23 protein-coding genes are annotated in these 25,306 nt (G+C 43.0%); 9 read left to right on the top strand and 14 right to left on the bottom strand.

The window, feature by feature from the left end; translation table 11 throughout:
- Positions 1 to 197 precede the first annotated feature (197 nt).
- Positions 198 to 1,901, top strand: a complete 1,704-nt coding sequence (locus MHH89_RS08575) for an alpha-amylase family glycosyl hydrolase (RefSeq protein ID WP_076128357.1) — start codon at positions 198 to 200, stop codon at positions 1,899 to 1,901.
- Here the strand turns inward: MHH89_RS08575 and MHH89_RS08580 are convergent.
- Positions 1,888 to 2,568 carry a hypothetical protein gene (locus MHH89_RS08580; RefSeq protein ID WP_076128355.1) on the bottom strand — a complete coding sequence of 227 codons (681 nt, stop codon included), beginning with the start codon at positions 2,566 to 2,568 and terminating at the stop codon, positions 1,888 to 1,890. The genes MHH89_RS08575 and MHH89_RS08580 overlap by 14 nt on opposite strands.
- Before the next feature lie 142 nt (positions 2,569 to 2,710).
- Here MHH89_RS08580 and MHH89_RS08585 point away from each other — a divergent pair, with 142 nt between their 5' ends.
- Positions 2,711 to 2,950 (top strand): hypothetical protein, encoded by a 240-nt coding sequence (locus MHH89_RS08585; protein ID WP_036687997.1) that lies wholly within the window; start codon positions 2,711 to 2,713, stop codon positions 2,948 to 2,950.
- A 2,298-nt stretch (positions 2,951 to 5,248) separates the two neighbouring features.
- Here MHH89_RS08585 and MHH89_RS08590 read toward each other — a convergent pair.
- Entirely contained in the window at positions 5,249 to 5,476 is a 228-nt protein-coding gene (locus tag MHH89_RS08590) for a hypothetical protein (protein WP_038571602.1), read from the bottom strand.
- 122 nt (positions 5,477 to 5,598) lie between these two features.
- Between MHH89_RS08590 and MHH89_RS08595 the strand changes: the two genes are divergently transcribed.
- Positions 5,599 to 6,225 (top strand): FMN-dependent NADH-azoreductase, encoded by a 627-nt coding sequence (locus MHH89_RS08595; protein ID WP_076128352.1) that lies wholly within the window; start codon positions 5,599 to 5,601, stop codon positions 6,223 to 6,225.
- Positions 6,226 to 6,328: 103 nt separating this feature from the next.
- On the opposite strand, the gene rsgA is transcribed toward MHH89_RS08595, so the two are convergent.
- The 4 genes from rsgA to MHH89_RS08615 form a co-directional block, all read right to left on the bottom strand.
- Complete coding sequence (gene rsgA / locus MHH89_RS08600) at positions 6,329 to 7,420, bottom strand: ribosome small subunit-dependent GTPase A (protein ID WP_341086836.1); 1,092 nt, start codon at positions 7,418 to 7,420, stop codon at positions 6,329 to 6,331.
- A gap of 381 nt (positions 7,421 to 7,801) precedes the next feature.
- Positions 7,802 to 8,473 (bottom strand): HAD family hydrolase, encoded by a 672-nt coding sequence (locus MHH89_RS08605; RefSeq protein ID WP_076280028.1) that lies wholly within the window; start codon positions 8,471 to 8,473, stop codon positions 7,802 to 7,804.
- Between the two features lie 160 nt (positions 8,474 to 8,633).
- Positions 8,634 to 9,089, bottom strand: coding sequence for a DUF3939 domain-containing protein (locus MHH89_RS08610; protein WP_036688004.1), 456 nt, complete (start codon positions 9,087 to 9,089; stop codon positions 8,634 to 8,636).
- A gap of 120 nt (positions 9,090 to 9,209) precedes the next feature.
- Positions 9,210 to 9,806: a DUF2087 domain-containing protein gene (locus MHH89_RS08615; protein WP_036688006.1), complete on the bottom strand. Its 597-nt coding sequence runs from the start codon at positions 9,804 to 9,806 to the stop codon at positions 9,210 to 9,212.
- 179 nt (positions 9,807 to 9,985) lie between these two features.
- On the opposite strand from MHH89_RS08615, the gene MHH89_RS08620 reads away from it, so the two are divergent.
- Both MHH89_RS08620 and MHH89_RS08625 read left to right on the top strand, forming a co-directional pair.
- Positions 9,986 to 10,990 (top strand): YpdA family putative bacillithiol disulfide reductase, encoded by a 1,005-nt coding sequence (locus MHH89_RS08620; RefSeq protein WP_036688007.1) that lies wholly within the window; start codon positions 9,986 to 9,988, stop codon positions 10,988 to 10,990.
- A 1-nt stretch (position 10,991) separates the two neighbouring features.
- Positions 10,992 to 11,435: a DUF441 domain-containing protein gene (locus tag MHH89_RS08625; protein ID WP_036688009.1), complete on the top strand. Its 444-nt coding sequence runs from the start codon at positions 10,992 to 10,994 to the stop codon at positions 11,433 to 11,435.
- A 70-nt stretch (positions 11,436 to 11,505) separates the two neighbouring features.
- Here the strand turns inward: MHH89_RS08625 and MHH89_RS08630 are convergent, their stop codons facing one another.
- The 3 genes from MHH89_RS08630 to MHH89_RS08640 all read right to left on the bottom strand — a co-directional run bounded on the left by MHH89_RS08630 (position 11,506) and on the right by MHH89_RS08640 (position 14,891).
- Positions 11,506 to 12,441, bottom strand: a complete 936-nt coding sequence (locus tag MHH89_RS08630; RefSeq protein ID WP_076128342.1) for a DUF4179 domain-containing protein — start codon at positions 12,439 to 12,441, stop codon at positions 11,506 to 11,508.
- Positions 12,434 to 12,952, bottom strand: a complete 519-nt coding sequence (locus MHH89_RS08635; RefSeq protein WP_340033185.1) for a sigma-70 family RNA polymerase sigma factor — start codon at positions 12,950 to 12,952, stop codon at positions 12,434 to 12,436. Before MHH89_RS08635 ends, MHH89_RS08630 begins: the two co-directional genes overlap by 8 nt.
- Positions 12,953 to 13,142: 190 nt before the next feature.
- A complete protein-coding gene (locus MHH89_RS08640; protein WP_076128337.1) occupies positions 13,143 to 14,891 on the bottom strand; it encodes an ABC transporter ATP-binding protein in 1,749 nt (582 codons plus the stop codon).
- Positions 14,892 to 15,013: 122 nt separating this feature from the next.
- Between MHH89_RS08640 and MHH89_RS08645 the strand changes: the two genes are divergently transcribed.
- Entirely contained in the window at positions 15,014 to 15,529 is a 516-nt protein-coding gene (locus tag MHH89_RS08645; RefSeq protein ID WP_036688017.1) for a hypothetical protein, read from the top strand.
- A 112-nt stretch (positions 15,530 to 15,641) separates the two neighbouring features.
- Here MHH89_RS08645 and MHH89_RS08650 read toward each other — a convergent pair whose 3' ends face one another.
- A complete protein-coding gene (locus MHH89_RS08650; protein WP_036688019.1) occupies positions 15,642 to 15,959 on the bottom strand; it encodes a HesB/YadR/YfhF family protein in 318 nt (105 codons plus the stop codon).
- Positions 15,960 to 16,452: 493 nt separating this feature from the next.
- Between MHH89_RS08650 and MHH89_RS08655 the strand changes: the two genes are divergently transcribed.
- The 3 genes from MHH89_RS08655 (at position 16,453) to MHH89_RS08665 (ending at position 21,694) form a co-directional block, all read left to right on the top strand.
- Positions 16,453 to 18,201, top strand: coding sequence for an ABC transporter ATP-binding protein (locus MHH89_RS08655; RefSeq protein WP_341086840.1), 1,749 nt, complete (start codon positions 16,453 to 16,455; stop codon positions 18,199 to 18,201).
- A 58-nt stretch (positions 18,202 to 18,259) separates the two neighbouring features.
- Positions 18,260 to 20,347 carry an ABC transporter ATP-binding protein gene (locus MHH89_RS08660; protein WP_076304074.1) on the top strand — a complete coding sequence of 696 codons (2,088 nt, stop codon included), beginning with the start codon at positions 18,260 to 18,262 and terminating at the stop codon, positions 20,345 to 20,347.
- 108 nt (positions 20,348 to 20,455) lie between these two features.
- Positions 20,456 to 21,694, top strand: coding sequence for a winged helix-turn-helix domain-containing protein (locus MHH89_RS08665; RefSeq protein WP_341086841.1), 1,239 nt, complete (start codon positions 20,456 to 20,458; stop codon positions 21,692 to 21,694).
- Here MHH89_RS08665 and MHH89_RS08670 read toward each other — a convergent pair.
- From MHH89_RS08670 to MHH89_RS08685, 4 genes are all read right to left on the bottom strand, one after another.
- Complete coding sequence (locus MHH89_RS08670; protein ID WP_038571625.1) at positions 21,686 to 22,150, bottom strand: hypothetical protein; 465 nt, start codon at positions 22,148 to 22,150, stop codon at positions 21,686 to 21,688. The genes MHH89_RS08665 and MHH89_RS08670 overlap by 9 nt on opposite strands.
- Before the next feature lie 44 nt (positions 22,151 to 22,194).
- A complete protein-coding gene (locus MHH89_RS08675; RefSeq protein ID WP_076128327.1) occupies positions 22,195 to 22,908 on the bottom strand; it encodes a hypothetical protein in 714 nt (237 codons plus the stop codon).
- A gap of 14 nt (positions 22,909 to 22,922) precedes the next feature.
- Entirely contained in the window at positions 22,923 to 23,867 is a 945-nt protein-coding gene (locus MHH89_RS08680) for an ATP-binding cassette domain-containing protein (RefSeq protein WP_076128324.1), read from the bottom strand.
- A gap of 142 nt (positions 23,868 to 24,009) precedes the next feature.
- Positions 24,010 to 25,305: an ABC transporter substrate-binding protein gene (locus MHH89_RS08685; RefSeq protein WP_076280034.1), complete on the bottom strand. Its 1,296-nt coding sequence runs from the start codon at positions 25,303 to 25,305 to the stop codon at positions 24,010 to 24,012.
- Position 25,306: the final 1 nt, after the last annotated feature.

Genomic DNA, 25,306 nt, shown 5'->3' on the forward strand with positions numbered 1-25,306 from the left:
TCCCGAATATCGTGGGGAATTAAAAGAATATCCATGATATCAGCGGTTTTTATTGATTTTATGGATAAATATCACTGGATTTGCTGTTTTTATATCTGTGCAAACGTTTTACCTGAGGATTTGATTACAGTACTATAAGAATTAAAGCGCTTACCATTTCCTTTATAGGAAAATTGCAGCAGAAGGGGTTATTTTATATGGATAAACGAGCAACATCTATCGCCAAAAAACACACAATAAACGGACTTTTGACTCTTAGCTTAACTGCCGTTCTGCTATCCGGTTGTTCAGGAAATAATAACAATATTCCTTCCTCTGCCTCCCCTTCTCCATCGCCAAAAGCAAATACAGCTCAGAATACTACAACACCTCCCGCTGCAAAAACGATTACCACTGACGAACAGCCCTCAACGGTTTATTATGAGATTTTTGTTCGTTCATTCTATGACTCTGACGGGGATGGCATCGGTGACCTCAAAGGGATTACCAAGAAACTAGATTACTTAAATGACGGAAATCCTGACACCACAGACGATCTGGGGATCGGTGGGATTTGGCTTATGCCTATTAACCCTTCACCAAGCTATCATGGTTACGATGTGACAGATTATCGTGCAATCAATCCAGATTATGGGACGATTGAGGATTTACAAGAGCTCGTTACGGAGGCGCATAAACGTGGGATTAAAGTAATTATGGATTTGGTCGTGAATCATACCTCCAAAGAACATCCTTGGTTCGTAGATTCCGCTAAAAATAAAGACAGCAAATATCGCGACTGGTACATATGGGCCGAAGATCAAGGACGCCCTGCCAATGGAGCTAGTGCCGCTGGTAGTGGCAGTGCATGGCACTCTTTACTGGGTAGTCATTATCTAGGTGGCTTTTGGGAAGGCATGCCTGATCTAAATTTTGATCAAACGGAAGTTCGTAATGAAATGAAAGATATCGGCAAGTTTTGGCTGGAACAAGGGGTTGATGGATTCCGTTTAGACGCTGCTAAACATATTTACGAAGACCTTCTAAGCGACAAAAGCCAAGCCACAACTAATAAAAATGTATCTTGGTGGCAGGATTTCCGCAAAGCGATGAATGAAGTGAATCCTCAAGCTTATATTGTCGGCGAAGTATGGGAGAATTCTGCAGTCACCGTAGGGGCTTATTTGGATCAAGCCTTCGACTCTAGCTTTAACTTTGGGTTAGCCGAGACCCTTATTAATTCCGTGAAAACTGAAAAAGACAGCGGGACTGCCTTTACGCTGGAACGTACGTATAATTTGTACTCCAAAATATCTGATAGCCATTTTACCGATGCAATTTTTTTGACAAATCATGATCAAAACAGAGTCATGAGTCAATTAGACGGCAATCTGGATCATGCAAAAATGGCAGCAGCCCTGCTGTTAACCTTACCTGGAAATCCTTTTATTTATTATGGTGAAGAAATAGGAATGCTTGGTGTAAAACCAGATGAAGGAATTCGTGAGCCCATGAGATGGATGACAGCGGATCAGGGTGAGGGGCAGACTACTTGGGAGGTCGGCAGCAATAACGCTGATGATGTTAGCATTAATGTCGAAAGCCAGACTAACGACAGCAGCTCACTGCTTAAAAGATACCGCGAACTCATTGCGTTAAGAAACGAAGTCTCTGCGCTCCGTGATGGCGGAATTCGAGACTACACTTCTGGCAATGCAGGGGTAATGGCCTACGAACGTATAACAACAGAGGATCAAGTCCTCGTTGTTCATAACCTAACTGGAGATGAACAAATCATTACGCTTCATCCAAATGCCGAGGGTATCTCTTACACCAAGATCCAAAAGACAACTGCTGACAAAGTGACCTTAAATTCAGATCAGCTTACTCTTCCTCCCTATTCAACGGTTATTGTGGACTAGGAAAAGAAGAGGAATGAAACACCCACTCTGCAACAGAACCACATAATTGTGCTTTCGATATAGGAAGAGCTACAATCCAGTCTTGGGAAGGATCGCTGCTCATTCGCAGCAACCAGCCACTTGAATGATCACTTATGAAGCTAGCATACTGAAACTTCCAGCCATTTTCACTAGAAATACAGAGTCGCAATTCTCCCTCTGCGTCGAAGCATTTCATCACTTGTGCAAGATGGTTGGAATGGACATCATCTCCTGTCTCTGCAGCTAAACACTCTGAGAGTCTGTGAACCGTAGAGGAATCAGAGCCTTTTTTCAGCTCCTCGAACCTTTTTTTTGACATTAGTAACGCCGGAATCCCGTGAGCAAAGGGCTCCATTGCTCTCTCACATTCGAACAACTCGAGACAAAAGCTCTCTGTTTCCTCTCTGTTCTTCAGCACACACGGAGGAGAGTCCGGTGTATTATTGCAGTAGGCTAGTATTTTATCCTTATGTATTTGTAAACACAGATCTTTAGTTTTCTCCTTCTCTCTATATTTGAATCTACCTATCCTTTCTGCTGTAGACGCAGTATTTAACAATTCATTTAAAACTACTTGGTCGGTTACCCGATCTGGAAATAAAAATTCCGTTAAATCCGTTAAATCCGTTCGTTCTTTCTCATTCACATTATTGTATCCTTCCTGTATTACATATAAATGTATATTAAACTAGCAATCTTTATGTTATCATAAGCTAATTTTAAGGTAAAATTAAGAAACAAGGGGTATGATCATTAACATGAAATACTTGTAGCGAGGTGATTTCAAAATGAGAATGCTCATCACATTTCAGAACAAACTTGTACCTGTGTATTTCACAACAGAAAATAAACAGCCCACTCAAAAAGTACTTAGATTACTTAACAGTACGCTGGAGCTCAAAATTCAAAAGGGCAAAAGTGCCCTCCAGAAATGCCTCAATTCTCTGATTAGTATCGAAATTAAAGGCTCTGAAGCTATATTGCACAGTTACAGTGAAAATGATTCATTGGCGCTATCCCTCTATTAATGGAGGGGTAGTTTTTTTGTCACAACATTGCTGTCCTAAGCTTTCTAATAAGGAACGTCCTAAGTAGACAAGAGGTGCTGCTTGGACTCGTTGTCTTTTTGAAGCTAAACTTGATCCAAAATGACACTCCGTTTGATTTAGATACTATTTGCAAATACATAGGCATACATAGCTTCAACTATCAAAGTCAGGGACCTTGGTTTCGCTGGTTCTGCTTGGTTCTGCTAGGTTCTGCTAGGTTCTGCTAGGTTCTGCTAGGTTCTGCTTGGTGCTACTTTGTACTGATTTTGTGCTATTTCATGGCACGTTTGGATTGCTGCTTGCCGGCCATCCCCATAGCCGCCTGCTTTCGGACTCAGATGACCTTAATCGTAACTTTTGGGCTCATTTGGAATTCTAACGGACCCCAGGGTCACTATTGGCTCGAAAAACACTAATTATCGACCTCAAAAAGCTAAATAGCTGCGCTGGAGTCCGAAACTCTGCTCTAATGTTCATAAATTCGCACTTAGCGTCATCTGAGTCCGCGGTAATCTAAATTCGAAACTCAGTTTGCTTTAGTTGCTATTGTCGTGTACATAGTTGCTACTGTCGCGTACATAGTTGCTACTATCGTGTACATAGTTACTACTATCGTGTACATAGTTACTACTGTTGTAGCTTTAGTCGCTGCTTTTGAACTCATAGCCACTGCTTTCGGACTCAGATGACCTTAATCGTAACTTTTGGGCTCATTTGGAATTCTAACGGACCCCAGGGTCACTATTGGCTCGAAAAACACTAATTATCGACCTCAAAAAGCTAAATAGCTGCGCTGGAGTCCGAAACTCTGCTCTAATGTTCATAAATTCGCACTTAGCGTCATCTGAGTCCGCGGTAATCTAAATTCGAAACTCAGTTTGCTTTAGTTGCTATTGTCGTGTACATAGTTGCTACTGTCGCGTACATAGTTGCTACTATCGTGTACATAGTTACTACTATCGTGTACATAGTTACTACTGTTGTAGCTTTAGTCGCTGCTTTTGAACTCATAGCCACTGCTTTCGGACTCAGATGACCTTAATCGTAACTTTTGGGCTCATTTGGAATCCTATCGGACCCCAGAGTCACTATTGGCGCGAAAAACACTAATTATCGACCTCAAAAAGCCGAATAGCTGCATTGGAGTCCGAAACTCTGCTCTAATGCTCATAAATTCGCATATAGCGTCATCTGAGTCCGCGGTAATCTAAATTCGAAACTGAGTTTGCTTTAGTTGCTATTGTCGTTTACATAGTTGCTATTGTCGTGTACATAGTTGCTACTGTCGCGTACATAGTTGTTACTATCGTGTACATAGTTGCTACTGTTGTAGCTTTAGTCGCTGCTTTTGAACTCATAGCCACTGCTTTCGGACTCAGATGACCTTAATCGTAACTTTTGGGCTCATTTGTAATTCTATCGGACCCCAGAGTCACTATTGGCGCGAAAAACACTAATTATCGACCTCAAAAAGCTGAATAGCTTCACTGGGGTCCGAAACTCTGCTCTAATGACTGAAAATTCGCATATAGCGTCATCTGAGTCCGTTGGCCGCTGAGGATACTTGGAAGGTCACTTAGCGAGTGATTTGTTGTCTGACTTAGCCGTTAACTTGGTGTGTAGCTCAGTGGGTTACTCGGCGGGTGATTTGGTGTTACTTGGTGTGTAGCTCAGTGGGTTACTCGGCGGGTGACTTGGTGTGTAGCTCAGTGAGTTAATCAGCGGGTGACTTGGTGTTACTTGGTGTGTAGATCAGTGAGTTAATCAACGGGTGATTAGTTGTGTTAGTCAGTGAGGTGACTTAGCCGTTAACTTGGTGTGTGACTCAGTGGGTAACTCAGCGGGAGATTTGTTGTGTGCCTTAGTAAGTCGTTTAGCGGTTGACTTAATGTGTGACTCAGTTAGTGACCTACACGTTACTAGTTATGTGACTCAGTTAGTAACTTAGCCGTTAACTTGGCGTGTGACTGACTCAGTGTGTAACTTAGCAGTTGACTTGGTATGTAACTCAACAAATGACTTTGCATTGGTTAGCAGATTAGATGTATCAGGTGGCCTGACCCTACTATGTCACCTGCCAAAAGTGACGTTTGTCGTAGGTTGGCTTTCATTTGCTGCCCCTTTATGCTGAAGCAATCTGCCAGAACTAAAAAACGCAGAGCAGTGATCCCCCCTTAACGGGAGGATCACTGCTCTGCTATATTTACGGACTTTTTTAACCCAAGGACTCTGTCTCATTCAGCGAAAAATCGACTATTAGGAAGAGCTAAGCAATTATCAGCTGATCTTGTAATTCTTCTGCTCTGCTTTTTCAGCTTTCTGGATTCGAAGTCTAAATAGCTTCACTAAATTCTGACGCGTATGCTCTTCGTGACAGCTGTCCAATTTTTTAATGATAAACCGATCGATGGACATGTCAATCGCTCCTTTTAGATCATTCTGGAACTTATAGAGACAGGAAATTATTTCCTGTTCTCTTGTATCACCTATTAACCTTGTTTTCATTTTTTCAAACTCCTTAAGCGCAAACAAATTTCAAGAACAAAAAAATAATTTACAAACAAAAGATTACATGCTATATTAAATATAGTTAATATTAAATACACACATGCAAGGGAGAAATCATAATGTCTAAAGTTCTATTTATTAAAGCAAACAACCGTCCAGCAGAACAATCCGTAAGTGTTAAGCTGTACAATGAATTCTTGGAGAGCTACAAACTCAACCACCCAGAAGATGAAATCACTGAGCTTGATCTGTTCGCAGAGCAACTTCCATACTACGACAATACCCTGATCACTGGTATGTATAAAGCCGCTCAAGGATACGAAGCAACACCTGAGGAAGCAGCTGGTGCCGCTATCGTTAATAAATATCTTAATCAGTTCATCGCTGCAGATAAGGTAGTATTCGGTTTCCCACTGTGGAACATGACTGTACCTGCTGTATTGCACACTTATGTAGATTACCTTTGCCAAGCTGGTAAAACATTCTCTTACACTGCTGAAGGTCCAGTTGGTCTTTTGACAGGTAAAAAAGCAATCGTTCTGAATGCAAGAGGCGGTATCTACTCTGAAGGTCCTGCTGCAAGTGCTGAAATGGCAGTAAACTTCATCGTTGGTAACCTTAACCTGTGGGGAATTAAAGATATTACACAAGTAATCATCGAAGGCCACAACCAACTTCCAGCACAATCCGCTGAAATCATTGAAAACGGATTGCAACTGGCTAAGGAAACTGCTGCATCCTTCTAAACCATAACCGTTTAGATTCAATTCAATAATGAAGGGCGCCCCTTAGCTGTCAAAAGCTAAGGGGCGCCCTTTTTCAATGTCTATGCCGTTATATCAATTCTTTTTAATATTCATCCAGCTCTTTACGCCATCCGTATCCTCTGGTTCTGGATGAACTCACTTTAGTGGAAGCTGCGCTTTTTCTCTTAAGCTTGGCTTCTTTATTATTTTGGTACAATACTTCTCGTTGTGTTTTTCGGTAGTTGAATAGTCTCTTCTCTTCCAGTTCACCTGTTTGGACTGCTTCCAGTACAGCACAGCCCTCTTCGCGTTCATGTCTACAGTTACTAAACCGGCACTTAGAAGCTAGACCGCTGATATCACTAAACGCTAGATCAAGACCACCTTCATCTTCCCAGAGCTGCAGCTCCCGCATCCCCGGTGTATCTACGATAATCCCCCCATCCGGCAAAACAAACAGTTCACGGTGGGTAGTAGTATGACGTCCGCGGCTATCCCCTTCTCTAACATCCTGCGTAATCTGAAGGTTCTTTCCGCATAGCCAGTTGACCATTGTCGACTTCCCACAACCGGAAGAGCCTGTAAGAGCTACTGTTTGACCCTCACCAATGTAAGGCAGCAGCTTCTCGCGTCCTTCATCTTGTATTGCACTAACAGCATGTACTGATACTCCGGGAGCCGCGCTCTCCATTTCAGCGATTTTACTGTCTGCATCCGGACAAAGATCCGCTTTAGTGAGTAGAATAACTGGATTTGCCCCACTATTCCAAGCCATGATCAGATATCTCTCCATCCGGCGAACATTAAAGTCATCATTCAACGCGCTGACCAGAAATAATGTGTCTACATTGGAGGCAACAATTTGCTCATCTTGTGTATTTCCTGCGACCTTGCGTGAGATCACACTCTGCCGAGGCAATACGCCATGTATGATTCCATGCTCGCCGCCATCTTGCATCGCCAATGCTACCCAGTCTCCAATGGCAGGAAAATCACCCGAGGCTACAAATGTGTGTCTCAGCTTCCCGGCAAGCTCTCCCCACGTCTCTCCTACATCAGTTAACACCTTGTACTTACTGCTAAAATCACCAACGATTCTCCCGGGAATAAATTGTTTATCCTCTGCATGACTCCACTTTTCATTCCATTTTGTACTCCAGTTTTCATTCCAACCATATTGCTTTATGCTATTCATTCATTTCCTCCTAAAAGATATGTTTATGTTTTTTCTTGCCCCTTGGCGTTTTCCGAGAACACAAAAAGCCGCCGGAAATAAAGACTCCGGCGGCGGTATATAGACATGTGGATTTATTACACCAAATCCAATCTTTCTATACACGCAAAAAAGCCACCGGACCCTATACGGTTCCCGGTGGCTCTAATAAGCGTAATTGAGCTTACCTGCTAAACTGCACGAATCAATTATTCGGCAGCAGCTGTTCCCGGAAGACACGTATCCACAACAGTTGAGTTCATTACATTTAAAACTGTCATAAAACATCGTCTCCTTCCGAAATTTAAGATGCTGTTATCATAATTGGTGCAGCAGTAAAATGTCAACCCCAAATTTTCCAGATTACAAAATAGCCTTTAATTCTTTCAGCTCACGGATCATTTTCCAAGGTTGGATGTCCAACTGATCGTCCCAAGGATGTTTCCTTTGCAGCCATATCCCTTCAAGGCCAGCCTTACCTGCCCCCCAGATATCATTTATCGGATGATCCCCTATAAACAAGGTTTGATCCGCAGAGGCACCCAACCTGTCTAAAGCTAATTGATAAATCGCAGGATCAGGCTTCGCAATGCCAACTTCTCCAGATATAACAATAGCCTTGAAGTACTCTCGCAGGCCGAGAATATCAATTTTGGTGTTCTGGATTTCTTTTTTACCGTTGGTGACCAGCCCCAAAGTATATCCACGCTCCACGCAATACTCCAGAACCTCCAAAGCATGCTCCATGGCTGCACCATGATTGATGTAGCTCGCATCATAATACGCTCGGATATGTTCAGCCGACACAGGCTTTTCCCAAGGCAGGATCTCACTAAGTTCTAAAAAAAATCCGTCTTTATCACGGTAGCCATCAGCGTCTCTGTGGATCATATCCTCGATCACGGCCTGCGCTTCCGCAGGTTCAAGATGCCCAAGAAAATCCTGCACGAACTGAGTGCTAAAGCTGCGAAATGTATAGTCGCGATCCATTAAAGTATTGTCCAGATCAAATAAAATAGCTTGTACATCCTTCATCAAGCAATTCCCCTTACATGCTGTTAATTTTCAAACCTAACCTACAGAATGTAATTGTACTATGCCTTTAGAGACAAAGAAAAGACTATTCAACAAAAAGGATTTGTGGCTTCCCTTTTACTGAACAGTCTTTGTGAAGATTCATATCTACGTCATTCCTTTACTCGAAATGCTCTGCCCGATGGGTCAGCATCATTTCTTCATCCGTAATATACAACGGAAAAGGAGGTGTTTCTTTTAGATAACTTTCTGTAGATAACAACCGATAATGAACCTCTGGCAACCAGGTGTCTTCAAGCAGTGGTAGCTTGCCTGTATCACTAATATAACTGTCTACAGCAGCCTGAACTAAATCAAGATAATACGGTACTAACTTGTCTTCTTCCTCGAAAATTTCATAGGTCTCTCGAGACATATAGAAATTCCGTTCGGGTATTCCACCCAAATAACGTTTCAGACGACTCATATCGATTCTTTTGTCCTCTAAGATTAATGCTGTTCTATTAATAGGTCCAGGCATATCTTCTTCGAACTTTCGAATCGCCTGTTTCACTTGAGGTAATGTGACGGTTACATGATCTGATTTGGGTTGCTTTTTTGTGCGTTTAAATAACATAACGAAAGTCTCCTTTCTAAATATGTCTCAGATAACGCTTACAATTCCATTTTATTCGAAATTCGAATAATTAATCAGTACATTTCAAATCGACACAGAATGTTAATATTTAAAAGATCATTATTTGACATATTCCCACCGAGTCCATACTTCTCGAGGATTTAGTTCATACTTGTCCTTCTCACGATACATAAACTGATGCATGATGAATTCACGACGAATAGTGGCAAAATCTTCATGAAACTGCTTAATAAACTCATTGATTTCCTTTTCCGTATAAACAACACCTGGCTCTAGCTTCTCAACCATGTATTGAAGCGCTATCAATTTCTTCTTGTATTGTGCTGGAATTTGCCGCAGCCGGCCATCTTTAGAGAAAAAATTACGAATTACAGTATCCTGAAGACTATTCTCAGGCAATTGCTCTTCCATATTCTCAGCTCCTTTCGAAAAAATAAATTGCAGTGAAGCTTCAGCCCCATTATTGATAAACTCCGGATTCAACTTAAAGTAAACTGTATTTTTGTCGCGTCTTTCCTTTATTAGAGCCGCTTCACGTAATTTAGCCGCATGATGAGTGACTGTAGGCTGCGATAAATTCAACTTCTCAGCCAGCGCTTGCCCGTGCATTTCTCCTTGGGACAGAAGCAACAATAAGCGAAGACGCGTTGGATCAGCTAAAGCTTTATGATAACTCACGATTTTCTCCAACTGCACTGGGTTCACGCTCCTAGAATTTCACAATACATTGATACATTAGATATATATCTAATTATATAATAATCAACGTTGTTCTTGCAATGGATATTATACTCAATCTGCTCTTATGGAAAAATTCATGAATTTAGGGTAGGATTTAAAGAAAAGATAGTAACAATCAGGAGGTAACCCGCTTTATGAAAGATGTCATTATTATCGGTGCAGGTCCTTGCGGCCTCTCGGCAGCTATTGAATGCCAACGCCAAGGTCTGTCCAGCCTTATCATTGAAAAAAGCTTTATTGTGCACTCCATTTATTTGTATCCAACAAATATGCAATTTTTCAGTACGGCTCAGTTATTAGAAATCGGGGATGTTCCTTTCACTTCGACCAACGACAAGCCTTACCGTCATGAAGCGCTTGTCTATTATCGCCGAGCCGCCGAGCAATATGGTCTAGAGATCGCCGCTTATGAAGAAGCATTATCCATTGAACCGCTTGAAGATGGAACCTTTGCCGTACATACGTCAAATATGCGTGGTGAGCATCAGAAACGTATCACTGCAAATGTAGTTATAGCAACAGGTTATTTTGATCAGCCGAATATGATTGGCATTCCAGGTGAAGAACTACCTAAAGTTACTCATTATTTCGGTGAAGCCCATCCTTACACGGGAATGAAGGTAACTGTAATTGGCGGCAGTAATTCCGCAGTAGATGCAGCACTGGAGCTTATGCGTGTAGGAGCTACGGTAGATATGGTATATCGTGGTGAAAGCATCTCAGAGAATATTAAACCTTGGGTTCGGCCAATCTTTGAAGGCATGGTGCAAAAAGGGAAAATCACTCTGCACTTAGGCTCGCGTGTCACTGAAATTACTGCAAGCTCAGTAATTGTTACGGATCATAAGGGGGACAAGAAAGCATTGGATAATGATTTCGTTCTTGCCTTGACTGGCTTCCGTCCGAGCCGTACCCTCCTCACTTCAGCGGGTGTGATCATGGATGACGACATGGATAAGCCTGCTTTTAACACCTCTACCATGGAAAGTAATGTTCCAGGGTTGTATGTTGCTGGAGTAATCGCCTCCGGCCGCAATGCTAACGAAGTGTTTATTGAGACCGGAAGAGGGCATGGTAAGCTTATTGCAGATCACATTGTGTCAAAAGAAAGTTCTAATCCTAAGGAGTTGAAACATTAAGATGGACATGACCTCTTTGCTTTTGCTTGGACTTGCAGCGCTCGGAATTATCAGCAGCAATTCCCCTGTAACAATAGCAATGGTCGTCCTATTACTGCTAAGAGTACTTGGCTTACAGCAAACTTTTCCTTGGCTAGAAAAATACGGTTTAACCATCGGGATTATCATCCTGACCATCGGGGTCATGACCCCATTAGCCAGCGGCAAAATATCGCTGCAGACAGTCGGTCAATCCTTCTTGCACTGGAAGTCCTTGCTTGCTATCGCTATTGGCATTCTTGTCGCTTTTCTTGGAGGCCGCGGTGCTACGCTCATGACCAACCAACCCACAGTTGTTGCAGGTCTGCTGATTGGCACGGTGATCGGGGTTGCGTTATTTAAAGGCGTTCCGGTCGGTCCGCTGATCGCAGCCGGCATTTTATCACTTATGATCGGCAAAATGTAATAGAACAGCACAAAAAAGACCGCTTTTGGCGGTCTTTTTTATTGTGCCTTTTATTGAACCTTCTTCTTCATTATTCCTCCACCTGAGAAATGGACTGCGGAATTTGCTGCACCGCTCTTTTTTCAACGACTAATAAATCTTCAACGCCATACTCTGTCTTAATTTTCTGCAACTGCTTCAAAGCCTCTTCTTCTGTATTAAAATATCCTGCTTCCACGAGATATAAGCCCTTCTCATCCTTTAACATCCGCACATCCTCTAACCCATATAACATTTCTTCAGCCATACCCAGCGCCTCACCAGAAGGCTGTGAGACCGTTCTTAACGAATATACAGAGCCCCCTTTTACTTCGTCTCCTTTCTCTTTTAACGTAATCACTACCTGTGCTGGCTCTTTATATTCCTTTACCTCATAAGCAACCGAGTCCGTAAGCGTGACATTGAACCGAATAGCCGAATCATCTAGCGTAATTAGTGGATAAGCATCCTGGACATATCGGCTTTGTTTTAATGTCTCCAGATCTTTGACTGCTGAGAATTTTCTCGCCCCACTTACTGTAATCGTCATTGTTGCCGGATTTTCCGTAAACTTTACGTTATATGAGCTTGCTAACTGTTGTGTTTCATCTGGATTTGCAAAATTCAAAATCAATTGATCGCTATTCTTCAATTGTTTCACCGAAATAAAGTTCACATCTACTCCATCCTGAATGGTTCCACCACCTGCACTTCCTTCCGTAAATTGCAGAACACTGACCAGCTTACCTAGAACCGGTATTTGATCCATACTACTCGCAAAAGCAGGAACCGTATTTACACCCACCGTAAAAGAAATCAATACAGCCGCAGCTACTGATCCTGTCCATTTCAAGGCACGTTTTGAAGAACTATTTTTCTGTTTATAGATTTTCCCTCTTTCAATTCCTTTACGAGAAGCGAATGATAGTTCTTTAGGAATTTCAATCTCATTATAGGCTTGCTGTAGACGTTCTAGTTGCTTATCCAAAGTACTCACTCTCCTCCATACTTATTTTTAATTTTTCCAAACCTCTATAAATAACGGTTTTGACACTGCTCAGGGGCATATCGAGAACTTCTGCAATTTCCTTTATGGGCAAGTCCTCCAAATATCTCATCACAATCACCATTCTTGATTTTTCATCAAGGCCGCTGAGCGCTTCATGCAAGTCCATAACTTCTTCCCTAGATTTCGGAGCATAGCTGCCTCCCAGCTCTTGATCTATATACACGATTTTTTTAGATTTACGGATATAGTCCAGCGCACAGTTGACAGCGATCTTGGTGAGCCAAGTTTTAAAATATTGCGGTTGCTTCAATTTATGAATGGAGATATAGGCTTTGAAGACGGTCTCCTGCACAATCTCCAGTGCATCCTCTTGATTCCGCACATAGGAGTAGGCCATTCGGTATAAACGCTCCTGCATGCCGTCAATAAGCGCAGTAAAGCTGTCTTCATCACCTGCTATCGCCTTTTCCTCAAGCGTGGTTTTATTCACGTTCCTCACTTCCTTTCATGATGTTTATAAGCTTTAGACGCACATGATCTCCGAAAAGACTCAGATTCCGTTTAGAATTTTTGCCATAGTATAAGTTACTGTGTGCCGCCACCCTGATTGGAATTCAAAAAAAGTGGCCTTCTCTTTCGAGAGGACCACTAAGATGTTCAAGTATTTTTCCAAAAAAATATTAAGCGTCTAAATGCTGTACGTTAAATAATCGCGCATAACTACCCTCTATCGCCATCAGCTGTTCATGCGTACCCCGTTCAGTAATTTCACCATTCTCAAGTACGACAATCTGATCCGCATGTGTAATCGTTGACAGTCTATGCGCTACAATTAGTGTAGTACGTTCCGAAGAAAGAGACTGCAGCGCTTGTTGAATTAAATGCTCCGATTCCAGATCCAGCGCCGAAGTAGCTTCGTCTAATATAAGAACCTTCGGATCCTTGAGAAATACCCTTGCGATAGCAACCCGCTGCTTCTGTCCTCCGGATAGCTTAACACCACGTTCTCCCACTTCTGTCTCATAACCCAGTGGCAGCTGCTCAATAAAATCATGCGCATTGGCAGCTTTTGCTGCTGAAATGACCTCTTCTTCCGTGGCATTAGGATTACCGAACAAAATATTCTCACGCACAGATCCGCTGAATAAGAAATTATCTTGCAGGACCATGCCGACAGACCTACGCAAGCTTTCCTGTGTTAATTCCTGTATATCATAACCATCCATTTGGAGGCTGCCTTTACTGATGTCATAGAATCTCGGGATCAAGCTTATAAGGGAGGACTTTCCTCCACCGCTCATTCCGACGAACGCAATGGTCTGTCCGGGCTGAATACTCAGATTAATATCTTTTAAGACCCAATCATTCTCTTCGTTATATTTAAACCATACATTCTCAAAAGCAATCTCACCACGTGAATCCTTTAGCACTTTTGCTCCCGGCTTGTCTACAATATCATAAGGCTCATTCAGCAGCTCAAGCACCCGTTCAAGAGAAGCAGAGGCTTGCGTAAGCACCGTCGAGGAATTAATCAATCTCCGCAGCGGGGAATACATCCGGTCCAGATAGCCAAAGAAAGCTACAAAGGTACCTACTGTCAAATTGCCATGAATGACCTGATAACCACCATATCCGATGACCAAAAGAGGTGCTATATCCGTTAATGTATTAATAATTGCGAAGGTCATAGCATTCCAGCGGGTTTGCGCCATCGCTTTTTTAAGAAAGTTACCGTTGATGTCCTCAAACTGCTTCTGATCCACTTTTTCCATCGTAAAGCTGCGGATGATTGATATCCCTTGAATCCGTTCATGGAGATAACCTTGAATGCCAGCCAGAGCTTGGGAACGATCTTTCGTTAACAGCTTAAGCCGCTTATACAATTTGTTAACTGCAATTGCGTAAAAAGGTAATACCGAGATAGACACGAGCGCCAGCACCGGATTTAAATAAAACATAAATCCCAAAGCAAAAACTAGTGTAAACGTGTCGAGCCATACATTCATCATGCCGACTTCGACCAAATTTTTGGTCTGCTCAACATCGTTAATAAATCTGGAGATGGCTTCTCCCACCTTGGTATTCTGATAATACCGCAGTGACAGCCGCTGTAAATGACTGTAAAGCTTATTTCGCATATCGAACAACACTTTACTTGTGATAAGCTGAGCAAAGTATTGGCGATAATACTCTACGGGCCCTCTTACGATAACAAATAAAATTAAGGCACCACCCAGAATAAGCATCAAATGTGATACCCGTTCCTCAATCCCCATGCTCGGGTTCATTAGGAGGTCATCGACCACGTATTTCAGAATCATTGGCAGTGTTAGCGGAATACTGAATTTGATCATGCCGATAAACAGCGTAAACACAATCAATTTCATATAAGGTCGTACAAAAGTAAAATATGATTTCCATTGCTTCACAGGAATATTCTGTCCCTTCTCTTTAGTGAGTTGCTAAGTACAGTTGACTTTTGCTCTCTACAGTGTTTTTATAATTTTAGATCATAAGTACAATTGCAGTACCGAACTTCAGGAGGATAACGATGTCTAGACAATTTGTGACGGAAGCCGTCATGATGGCGATTTACGGCCAGCTTCTCGTATCGAGCAGCCCTGTAGAATATATAGTGCCTTATACTACCGTGATGGAACTATACGAACTGCGAGACAGCGATGATCCGTTGATGAACCGTCCGGACGACGACAAGCATGTAAAGTTGAAGATTAGTGAGCTCATTGCTTATTTTGAAGAACCGCTCAACGCGAAGAAGATCAACCGCTGTTTAGCTGTGCCTTGGGCGAAAAGCTCAGGTATTCTCCTTGGCGGGCAATCCAAAATCACCATCATTAACAGTATGGATACCGCTGCCTACGGTGAGATGTTCGATCCCATCGAAACAGAGCTTCTGCTGTCCTCACAACGTGAGAAAGTACCTATCCTAACGGATCAATTTGAATTGATTCAACGGATCATCGAGGGTGGAGTTCCAGTTCAGGTGTACGATATTGACGACTTCGACTTCGCTCTGGAGGAAGAAACCTCTCGCAATTTGCACTGATAACACCTATGTATCTCCAACTGGAATACCCTCATTTTAAAGACAGCATTTGAAAAGCCCCTGCCTTTTGGCAAGGGCTTTTCCTGATTAAAATAAACAATCATTAAGACAACTATACCTGCACTTCGCCGGATACCGGCTTTGGTTCGTACTTATATTCAATGTCATCCTCTGACTCAGAGTATACGATAGATAGGTCATAACCTTCCATATACCACAAGTCCTGCTCCTCCATGTAGAACACAATATCATCCTGTTTGACCTGAATAGCTGGACGCCCAGGTGCTTCTGTAGCAATGCCCAGCGAAAAACCGGGGTGAAGTCCACCTCCCGAGCTATAACGGGGAAATAAACGAATATAGTCTCCATTCTTAAGGTCCAATTCTCTCTTAAACCAAGCTGCCGCTGCTTGACTAATTTCCATGTTCATTTCTCTCAGCTCCTTTGTATATTCTAATCATAACGAAAATAAGTCGATATTCAAACAACTTTATGCAATTAATGATTTCCCATTCCATTTAAAATTAAGTTTGACAAATTCGCGAACCGGATGATAAACTCTGAACATAACTAAACGTCTTCTAGTTATTACCAAATTAATGAAAGGGGTGAGCGCGGTGTTTACGAAGTTACAGCCATATTATTTTACTATTGTTGGAATTTTTACTCAACCGAATACCGAAGCAGCCCAAGTGATTAAGCCATCCTGAAGTTTTTGCGAGTCTTATGGACCGTATAACTTTAGTTCTTGAAGGTCTCTCACATGCTTGGTGCTGTAACGCACCGTGCGCATGATAGCTGTAAATTACAGGCATATCGTCCGTTTTCGGATGATATGCCTTTTTTGTTTGCTGAAGAGATAATCACTTGCGCTTTTATCAGCATCACAAGCAATCATTACAACCTGAAAGGAAGGGATTTACTTGTTCTCTGTTCTTCGCGATCTCGGCTGGTTTTTTCGCCGAGAAAAAAGGCGTTACCTGATTGGACTCATATTACTCATAGGTGTGGGCGTTCTTGAATTACTCCCTCCACGTCTGCTAGGCAATGCCATTGACGACATAGTACGCGGTTCGATTACTACAGCTTCGCTTGCCAAATATATCGGCATGATCTTCATTTTGCTGCTAGTTATTTATTGGATTACCTACATATGGATGCACAAACTTTTCGGAGGTTCCAACCTTGTTGAGCGCCTGCTGCGCTCCCGATTTATGAATCATCTTATGACTATGACACCTTCGTTCTTCGAAAAAAATAGAACTGGTGACCTCATGGCCCGGGCAACCAATGATATCAGAGCCGTCTCAGCTACCGTAGGATTCGGGATGCTTACACTGGTGGATTCTACAATCTACCTCACGGTTGTGCTGTTTGCGATGGGCTTTCTCGTAAGTTGGAAATTGACCCTTGCAGCAGTATTACCATTACCCCTAATTGCAATAGCTATGATTTTTTATGGTAAAGCTATTCATGATCGGTACAGCTTAGCGCAGGATGCATTCGGAGATATGAATGACCAAGTGCTCGAATCTGTCTCTGGTGTGCGCGTAATCCGTGCTTATGTCCAAGAGCGTCTTGATGAAAAACGTTTCTCGGATATTACTGAAGATGTTTACAACAAAAATATGGCCGTAGCTCGTGTCGATGCTTTCTTCGAACCAACCATCCGCTTCTGTGTCGGACTCAGCTACATTATTGGTCTTACTTATGGGATTTACCTTGTATTCCGCAATCAGATCACACTGGGTGATCTAGTCTCCTTTAATATGTACCTCGGTATGATTGTATGGCCGATGTTCGCTATTGGAGAATTGATCAACATTATGCAGCGTGGTGGAGCTTCCCTCGAACGTATCGACGAGACGTTAAACTCCAAACCCGATGTTCAAAATGCTGCCCATCCCGTTCAAGTTCCCCACCCTACTCGAATCGAGCTTAACGATGTGACTTTCCGTTATCCTTCTTCGACGATAGACAATCTAACCCATGTAAACTTAACCCTGAACCAAGGGCAGACATTAGGTGTAGTCGGGCGTACAGGAAGCGGGAAATCAACACTGCTCAAACAATTGCTCCGCGAATATCCGACAGGTAATGGAGAAATCCTTATCTCTGGTGTGCCTATTCAACAGATTTCCCTGGATCAGCTGCATAGCTGGATGGGTTATGTTCCACAAGAGCAAATCCTTTTCTCCAAATCCGTTCGGCAAAACATTCAGTTTGGTCTAGACAACGCCGATGACGATACGATTATGCAAGCCATTACAGCTGCCGCTTTCCAGAACGACCTGGGCACATTGTCCGATGGTCTGGATACTCTGGTGGGTGAACGTGGTGTTTCCCTCTCCGGTGGACAAAAGCAACGTGTCTCTCTGTCCAGAGCTTTTATCGCTAATCCAGATATTCTTATTCTGGACGATGCCTTATCAGCCGTTGACGCTCGTACGGAAGCTCAGATTATCGACAACATCCGGAATGAACGTGCCGGAAAAACCACATTTATCTCTACTCACCGTCTCTCCGCCGTCCAACATGCCGATATGATTGTTGTACTGGATAACGGACAAATCGTTGAGCGAGGTACACATCAGGAACTATTGGATTTGAATGGCTGGTACCGTGAACAATATGATCGGCAGCAAGTCGAAAATAACTTATCGAATGATTAAACTACAACCATAAATAAACGAGCTACGACTACGCAAAACATTTTAGGAGGTGTCACGGTTGACACAAAGTACAGGCAAACGCCTGCTGGAATATGCATTGACCGCAAAGAAAACCTTTATCGCAGCCCTTCTGCTGCTTTCAATCGGGGTAGCGGCAGAGCTGGCAGGTCCATTTATAGCCAAAAGCATGATCGACAATCACATGCTGGCCATCGAGAAGCCCTATTTCAGCACTACGTCTCCCGATAAGGCGGCTGAATATAACAATAATTTATACAAACGCGGCGATCGCTTTGAGCCTGGTGAAACTAAAGGCCAAGAAATTCGTGTTCTTCAAGCAGGGAGAAGTTTCTATTTTATTAACGAAGCTGTAACACAGCCTGACGGTGAACGAAAGTTCATCGATGGAGAGATGCATATCACCCGTGGTGATAACGAAGTTATCTATCCCGCGGTTAAGCTGTCGGCAGATGAGCTGTTCGCTTTTTACAAACCCGAGCTTCCTGGGATCTATCAGTTGGTCGGAATGTATGCTATTTTTCTTGTAATCTCCATCTTTGCTGAATTCGGAAAAACCTACTGGCTGCAATCTTCGGCGAATCAGGTAATCCGGAAGCTGCGGACAGATGTATACGCGCATATCCAGCGACTACCCGTTCATTTTTTTGACAATTTGCCTGCTGGTAAGGTAGTGTCGCGGGTTACAAATGATACCGAGGCGATTAAGGATCTATTCATTGCGGTCCTCTCCAATTTCAGCACCGGTATTATCAATATAACTGGCGTGTATATCGCTCTGTTCTTACTTGATGTCCGTCTGGGTCTGATCAGCTTGTTCATTGTACCTATTCTTGTGCTGTGGATCGTGCTCTATCGCAAAATTGCGACCAAATACAATACGATCATTCGCTCACGTCTAAGTGAAATTAACGCCATTATTAATGAATCGATTCAGGGGATGTCAATCGTCCGGATATTCCGCCGTCAGAAGCAGCTTAGTGCAGAATTTGAGAACCTGAACGATGATTACTTGAAATATCAGAATAAAATGTTAAATCTGAATGCTTTCACGTCCCACAATCTGGTGAACTCACTTCGCAGTCTCTCTTTTGTGATGGTGCTTTGGTATTTCGGACATGGCAGTATTACTGGTTCAACCTTTGTATCCTTAGGCGTTCTGTATGCCTTTGTCGATGTGCTCGGACGTTTGTTCCAGCCTATCACAGGTATGGTGAACCAGTTGGCGAACCTGGATACTTCTATGGTATCTGCGGGACGTGTGTTTACGCTTATGGATGAACCTGGAGAGAATGTTACGGACGGCTCCATGCCACGCTACAAAGGGAAAGTGGAATTTAAGAATGTATCTTTTGCTTATAAAAAAGACTACGTCCTGCGCGATATCTCCTTTGAAGCACGCCCGGGTGAAACTGTCGCTCTTGTAGGTCATACGGGTTCCGGCAAAAGCTCAATCATCAATCTGCTGTTCCGGTTCTATGATCCACAAAAAGGCGATATTACGATTGACGGTCAAAAGGTTACGGATATTCCGAAGCAGTGGCTGCGGAATCACATGGGCATCGTGCTGCAGGATCCGTACCTCTTCACGGGCACCATTGCTTCGAACGTCAGCCTAGGGGATGAACGAATTTCCCGTGAACGGGTAGAACGTGCTTTGCGTGAGGTTGGTGCGGATAAGTTACTCGCTCATCTTCCACAAGGATTTGATGAACCTGTCATCGAAAAAGGAAGTACTTTATCTGCGGGTCAGCGGCAATTGATTTCTTTTGCGAGAGCTCTCTCCTTTGACCCAGCTATTCTCATTCTAGATGAAGCTACCTCCAACATCGATACAGAAACGGAAAGCGTCATTCAGGATGCGCTGGAAGTTCTCAAAAAAGGACGCACCACTTTCATCATCGCTCACCGCTTATCCACGATTCGCAGTGCAGATCAGATTCTAGTCCTGCATCACGGAGAGATCGTAGAACGCGGCAGCCACGATGAACTGATGGCGCTTGGCGGAAGATACTTCCGTATGTACCAGCTGCAAGTAGGTGCTGCTGCTAACAGCTCTGGCGATAACGCTGGCGCAAGCAACCGTCCAGCACTCGGAAACTTGCAACCCTCTCTTGAGAAAATGTAATTTACAACCCTGAGTCACTTCATTGTGATTCAGGGTTTTTTCCTGCTTGATCTTAGAACAGATGTTCTGTATTATGGAAATTAATACATAACCTTGGAGGAGCAAACGATGCTTACTTATAATTTGACTAAGAAACAAGCCAGGCTTTTTCTGCTATCTCATCAAAAGTTAACTGCTGGAGCTATCCCTTCTGGAAAACTTAGTATTTATGACTATGTTCGTCACGTAGGCTGCATCCAATATGACCCCCTTAATATCGCTGGCCATAATCATGAGCTGGTCCTCCAGGCACGGATTCCGGGATTTACGCCAGAACTGGTCCAAGAGCTTCTGTATAAAGACAGGCTGCTCGTTGATGGCTGGGACAAGAACATGTCAATTTATTGTACAGAGGATTGGCCTTATTTTAAGCGGAGAAGAACTGCTGCTGCCTCCCATCATCAGGCTAATGAGCCTGTAATGGTCGCTGTAGCACAGGTTCGTGAAGAGCTTCAGAAGCGTGGCCCCCTCTCCTCTCTGGATTTAGACGGAAAGGAAAAAGTAGATTGGGCTTGGGCTCCGACAAGATTATCACGAGCTGCAATGGAAAGCATGTACTTTTGGGGAGAGATTGTTGTCCACCATCGTGTACATACCCGGCGATATTATGATTTCGCTGAACGTTTGTTACCCTCAGAGCTGCTGAGTTCAGCCGATCCAAATGTCACGGAAGAACAATTTCATGATTGGTATGTGTTACGTAGAATAGGAAGTATCGGCTTGTTATGGAATAAATCTGGAGACGGATGGCTGGGCATATCCGGACTGAAGAGCAAAGAGCGTGCGGCGGCGATTCAGAGATTGCTGGAGAAGGATAGTCTCAGAAAAGTTTGGGTCGAGGGGATTAAGGTTCCGCTTTATATCCGCAGTATAGATGCTCCAACCTTGGAGTCTGTGATGCTGCAAGAATCTGAAGAGATTGGGCTTCAACCACGTGATTCATTTGCGGCCGTATTGGCTCCGCTGGATAATTTGTTGTGGGAACGTGAGCTGGTTCGGCAATTATTCGGATTTCATTACCGCTGGGAGGTCTATAAGCCGGCAATAGAACGAGAATATGGGTACTATGTACTGCCTATATTATATAATGATCGTTTTGTTGGCAGATTTGAACCGGTGATGGATAAGAAGAGCCAAACATTGAATATTAACAATTGGTGGTGGGAACCTGGAGAAAGCCTAACACCGGAGATGATTCCGGCATTAGGCGAAGCTTTAACTGCACTCTCTCGCTGTGTTAGAGCTTCTTCGGTTCATTTTAGACCAGAGGTTGTAACAGCTTGCGGATTAGAAGGATTATTACAATAAGTTTTCCTCCTCTAATCCAAGTTTCGTGAACATTTCTGTGCAGTAGCCTTGCAGTTTAACTTCAAGTCTACTTGCTTTATTTTTAAAACGTTTCAGCTCCCGAATCATTTTAGCCCTTCCGGCAGGCGTAAAGGTTTCCTGTATACGCTCTTTAAAGTAATCATGAACGATGTAATTACGTTGTTTCCACACTTCCTCCAACTGAGCGGTTTCTTGCTCCGAGAAAGGAAAATGATGTTGGATTTCTTTGATGAGTTGGCCGAGTGAATTGCTGAGTTTTCGCTGATAAAGGTCTGTCAGATCTGCTTCTGTTGGCGTTTTTCCTTGTGATAGCTTAGTAAGCAATAGCAAGTTGGTAAGCTGCTGCTCGAGGGCCTGTCCATAATAAACTGCCAGTCCAAAATAGGCGAATAACTCTTTTGATTGTTCACTCTCAGGTACATATGTATCCTTCATCTTTTCCCCCACTTCTGTATCCTTGTTCCTTTTATCTATACAAGTTATGTTTTGTTGTAATCCCTCTGTCTTGATCTGTACAAATAAAAACCGATAAGCAGTGTTATATATACTAATGCTTGTGCAAAGGAACCTAACAACTCCGCTAATGACAATGTATCAGCTTTCATCATGGCCTCCATTACAGGAGTTACTGGCGGCAACAACCAGATCAAAAAATGAAATATACCAGGCAAACTTTCGCTGATTTGTGCTCCGCCCAGTGATAGTATAACGATAGCTAACAACATACCTGTCGCATGACTGCCTTTTTGAACCCAAGAAGATTGAAAGAATAGGGCAATAGCCACACCAAGCATACCCAATAATCCATGTCCTATGAGCGCGAGAATTAACCGATATCCCCCGGGTGATTCTGCAAAATGACCCGTTACCCAAGGATAAAGGACAATCAATAGATCTAGCAGCAGCGTTAGAAATGCAAGCGTTAAGATACCACCTGCACTATGTTTAGCCGCACTTCGCATGTGAACAACTGCAATCTGCCGATGAACAGCGTGCTCATGATTCAAAAAACTAAGACTCATCCAAGCGCAGCTTATAAAGAGCATTACTGCTGTAGCGGCATAGCTATTCATAACTGGATTGGGCTTATAAGAATACAATATCAAGACTGCAATCACAATCCCTGCTAACGGGCCGAAATAACGCTGAGATCGAGTATAACTTCGCAGCATGTAAACGATAAACGGATACACGTAAGACCCCCTGTTCAACTCCTAGGATTCATCCATTTTTCTAAGTCATGCGATCCTCCGCGAGGTTCTACCGATTGTATTGAACCACCCGACTCCAAGATAACCCGCAAAAAAGTATCTGATTCTGAACTTGTTACTGTCAACGCCGTACGTTCTATGTTACAACTATCCTTAAACGTATTTATTGAAATGAAACCTGCCATTTCCTTCAATTGCTGCAGTTTCTGAATCGACAGATTAGACAATAGTATGTATGTAGAGGGTTTTATGTTTAGCTTCTCTGACCCCTGAATTGACTTTACAATTTTCCCTTCATGTATCACATGAACCTGATCCGCAAGCAATTCAATCCATTGGGGTTCATGTACAGAGAAGACTATAGCAGTCCCCTTATTTCTCAAAACGATGAGAAGATCAGCTAACTTATTCATTGATGGGAGATCAAGGCCCGACATAGGTTCATCAAGAAGCAGCAACGAGGGACTTCCCAACAAGCTTTGAATCAAATTAATTTTTTGCAGCATTCCTTTGGAGAAATTTAGCATCGACTGCTTGCGAAAGTGCTCCAGTTTAAAAAGTTGAAATAACGTTGTTAGCTCCTGTTCGATCAGGACTGGCGCAAGGCCGCTAATCTGACCCATACTTCGCAAGTACTGTTCTGGGGTCAGCTTCAACCCTGGAAACATCTCAGGTGCATAACCAATTCTCAGATTTGGATCCTTACAACTCAGCTTTCCTGAGGAAATGTGGACAAGTCCAGCTAAGATTGACAACAGGGTACTTTTGCCGGATCCGTTTCGTCCGATCAGAGCTGTTACAGTTCCCTTTTCAATAGTGAACGATACATCCTCCAATACGGGTCGGCGTCCATACTGTTTACTGATCTGCTCTAATTCAATTAGGGAAGTAGCAACACCTATACTACCGCCGGCAAAGTTACGATCTACTAAGTTCGCCACTTAACATTCTCCCTTCATATCTACTGTTAATTCTCCGGTTCCCTACGAATTTCCTCTTCTAGGAATCAAAAAAAAGAAAGAACTGCCATAGCAGCCCTTTCTAAAATTTACTTTCAATCCAGTATTTCTCCCCTTTTTTTGTTTATTTTATATTCTGAGATAAAATCTCATCGGCTTGAAGGCGGAACTGTTCGGCAGCTTTTTCAGGAGTGATTTTGCTGAACATAAGCAGATCATATAATTGACGTAATACGCTAGTTACTTCTGAAGCACCCACCGGATCCGGTGGATCCATCGGACTGCTATTCTGCTCCACCCAGTCAATATATTCAAAAACCTGTGCAAGCTCTGGCTCTAGATATGGCTTCATCTGCTCTTTAATAGCTGAGGACACCGGGACGCCACGTTCTCCCTTAAGCACTTTATTAGCTTCCAGATTATTGACAAAGAAATTAATGAATTTTGCTGCTTCCTCCTTTTGCTTAGAGCTTTTTGAAATCGAAAAAAACATCCCTGGTTTCAAGAATAAGCCGCGATCATTGTGCGGGCCTGGCATGGTGGCTAAAGCCAGCGGTTTTCCGTAACGCTGAACAGTGCTAATAAACTGATTAGAATATCCCCAACCCAGCAATGCTTCCCCTTTGTAAAAAGGGTCTTGATCCGGTTTGTTAACATCTAACGTCCAGATATCAGGTTCGAAAATCAGTTTTTCCTGCATCAGACGCTGCATACGTCCGAAATACTCTACAAACAAGCGATCATCGCTATAGCCAAGGGTTATTCCATCTTCCGAGAACAATGACGCTCCATTCTGCCGTAAATAATAAGCAAAAAACTGTTCTGGCGTCAGATAAGTTCCCAGATAAATTCCTTTCCCCTGTTCCTTTAAAGTAACGCCGATCTGCTCAAAATCCTCCCAGCTCCAATCCGTCCCTGGAGGCTCAATTCCCTGCTCCTTAAAAACTTCTGGATCATACACACTGTACAAAGCATTAATCCCTAGATTAAAACCATATAGCTGCTCGCCTAGTTTACCTCCGGCAAGATTGTTGTCGCTGATGCTGCTCGTATCTATAAGTCCGCTCTTAATATAAGGTGACAAGTCTTGCAATAAATTCAAAGTTCCATATTGCGAAAGGTAAGAGATATCCATTTGGATAATGTCTGGAAGAACATTGCCTGCTGCACTAGGTGCAAGCTTTTTCCAATACTCATTAAAGGCGCTGTAATCATATTCAATTTTCACCAGAGGATTCTGTTGTTCATACATTTGGATAACCTGAATTGTAGCGTTATTCCGGAAGTCACTTCCCCACCAGGCAATCCGGAGGTTAATTTTTTCTACTGCATTCTCTGGTGGAAGGTCCGTTTGTTGCCCGCAGCTACCGAGAGTTGTAATCATGCATAGCAGTGCCAAGCTAAGTATGAATCTGCGCATC

Source organism: Paenibacillus sp. FSL H7-0323, assembly GCF_038002725.1.
GTDB classification, from domain to species: Bacteria; Bacillota; Bacilli; order Paenibacillales; family Paenibacillaceae; genus Paenibacillus_AQ; species Paenibacillus_AQ odorifer.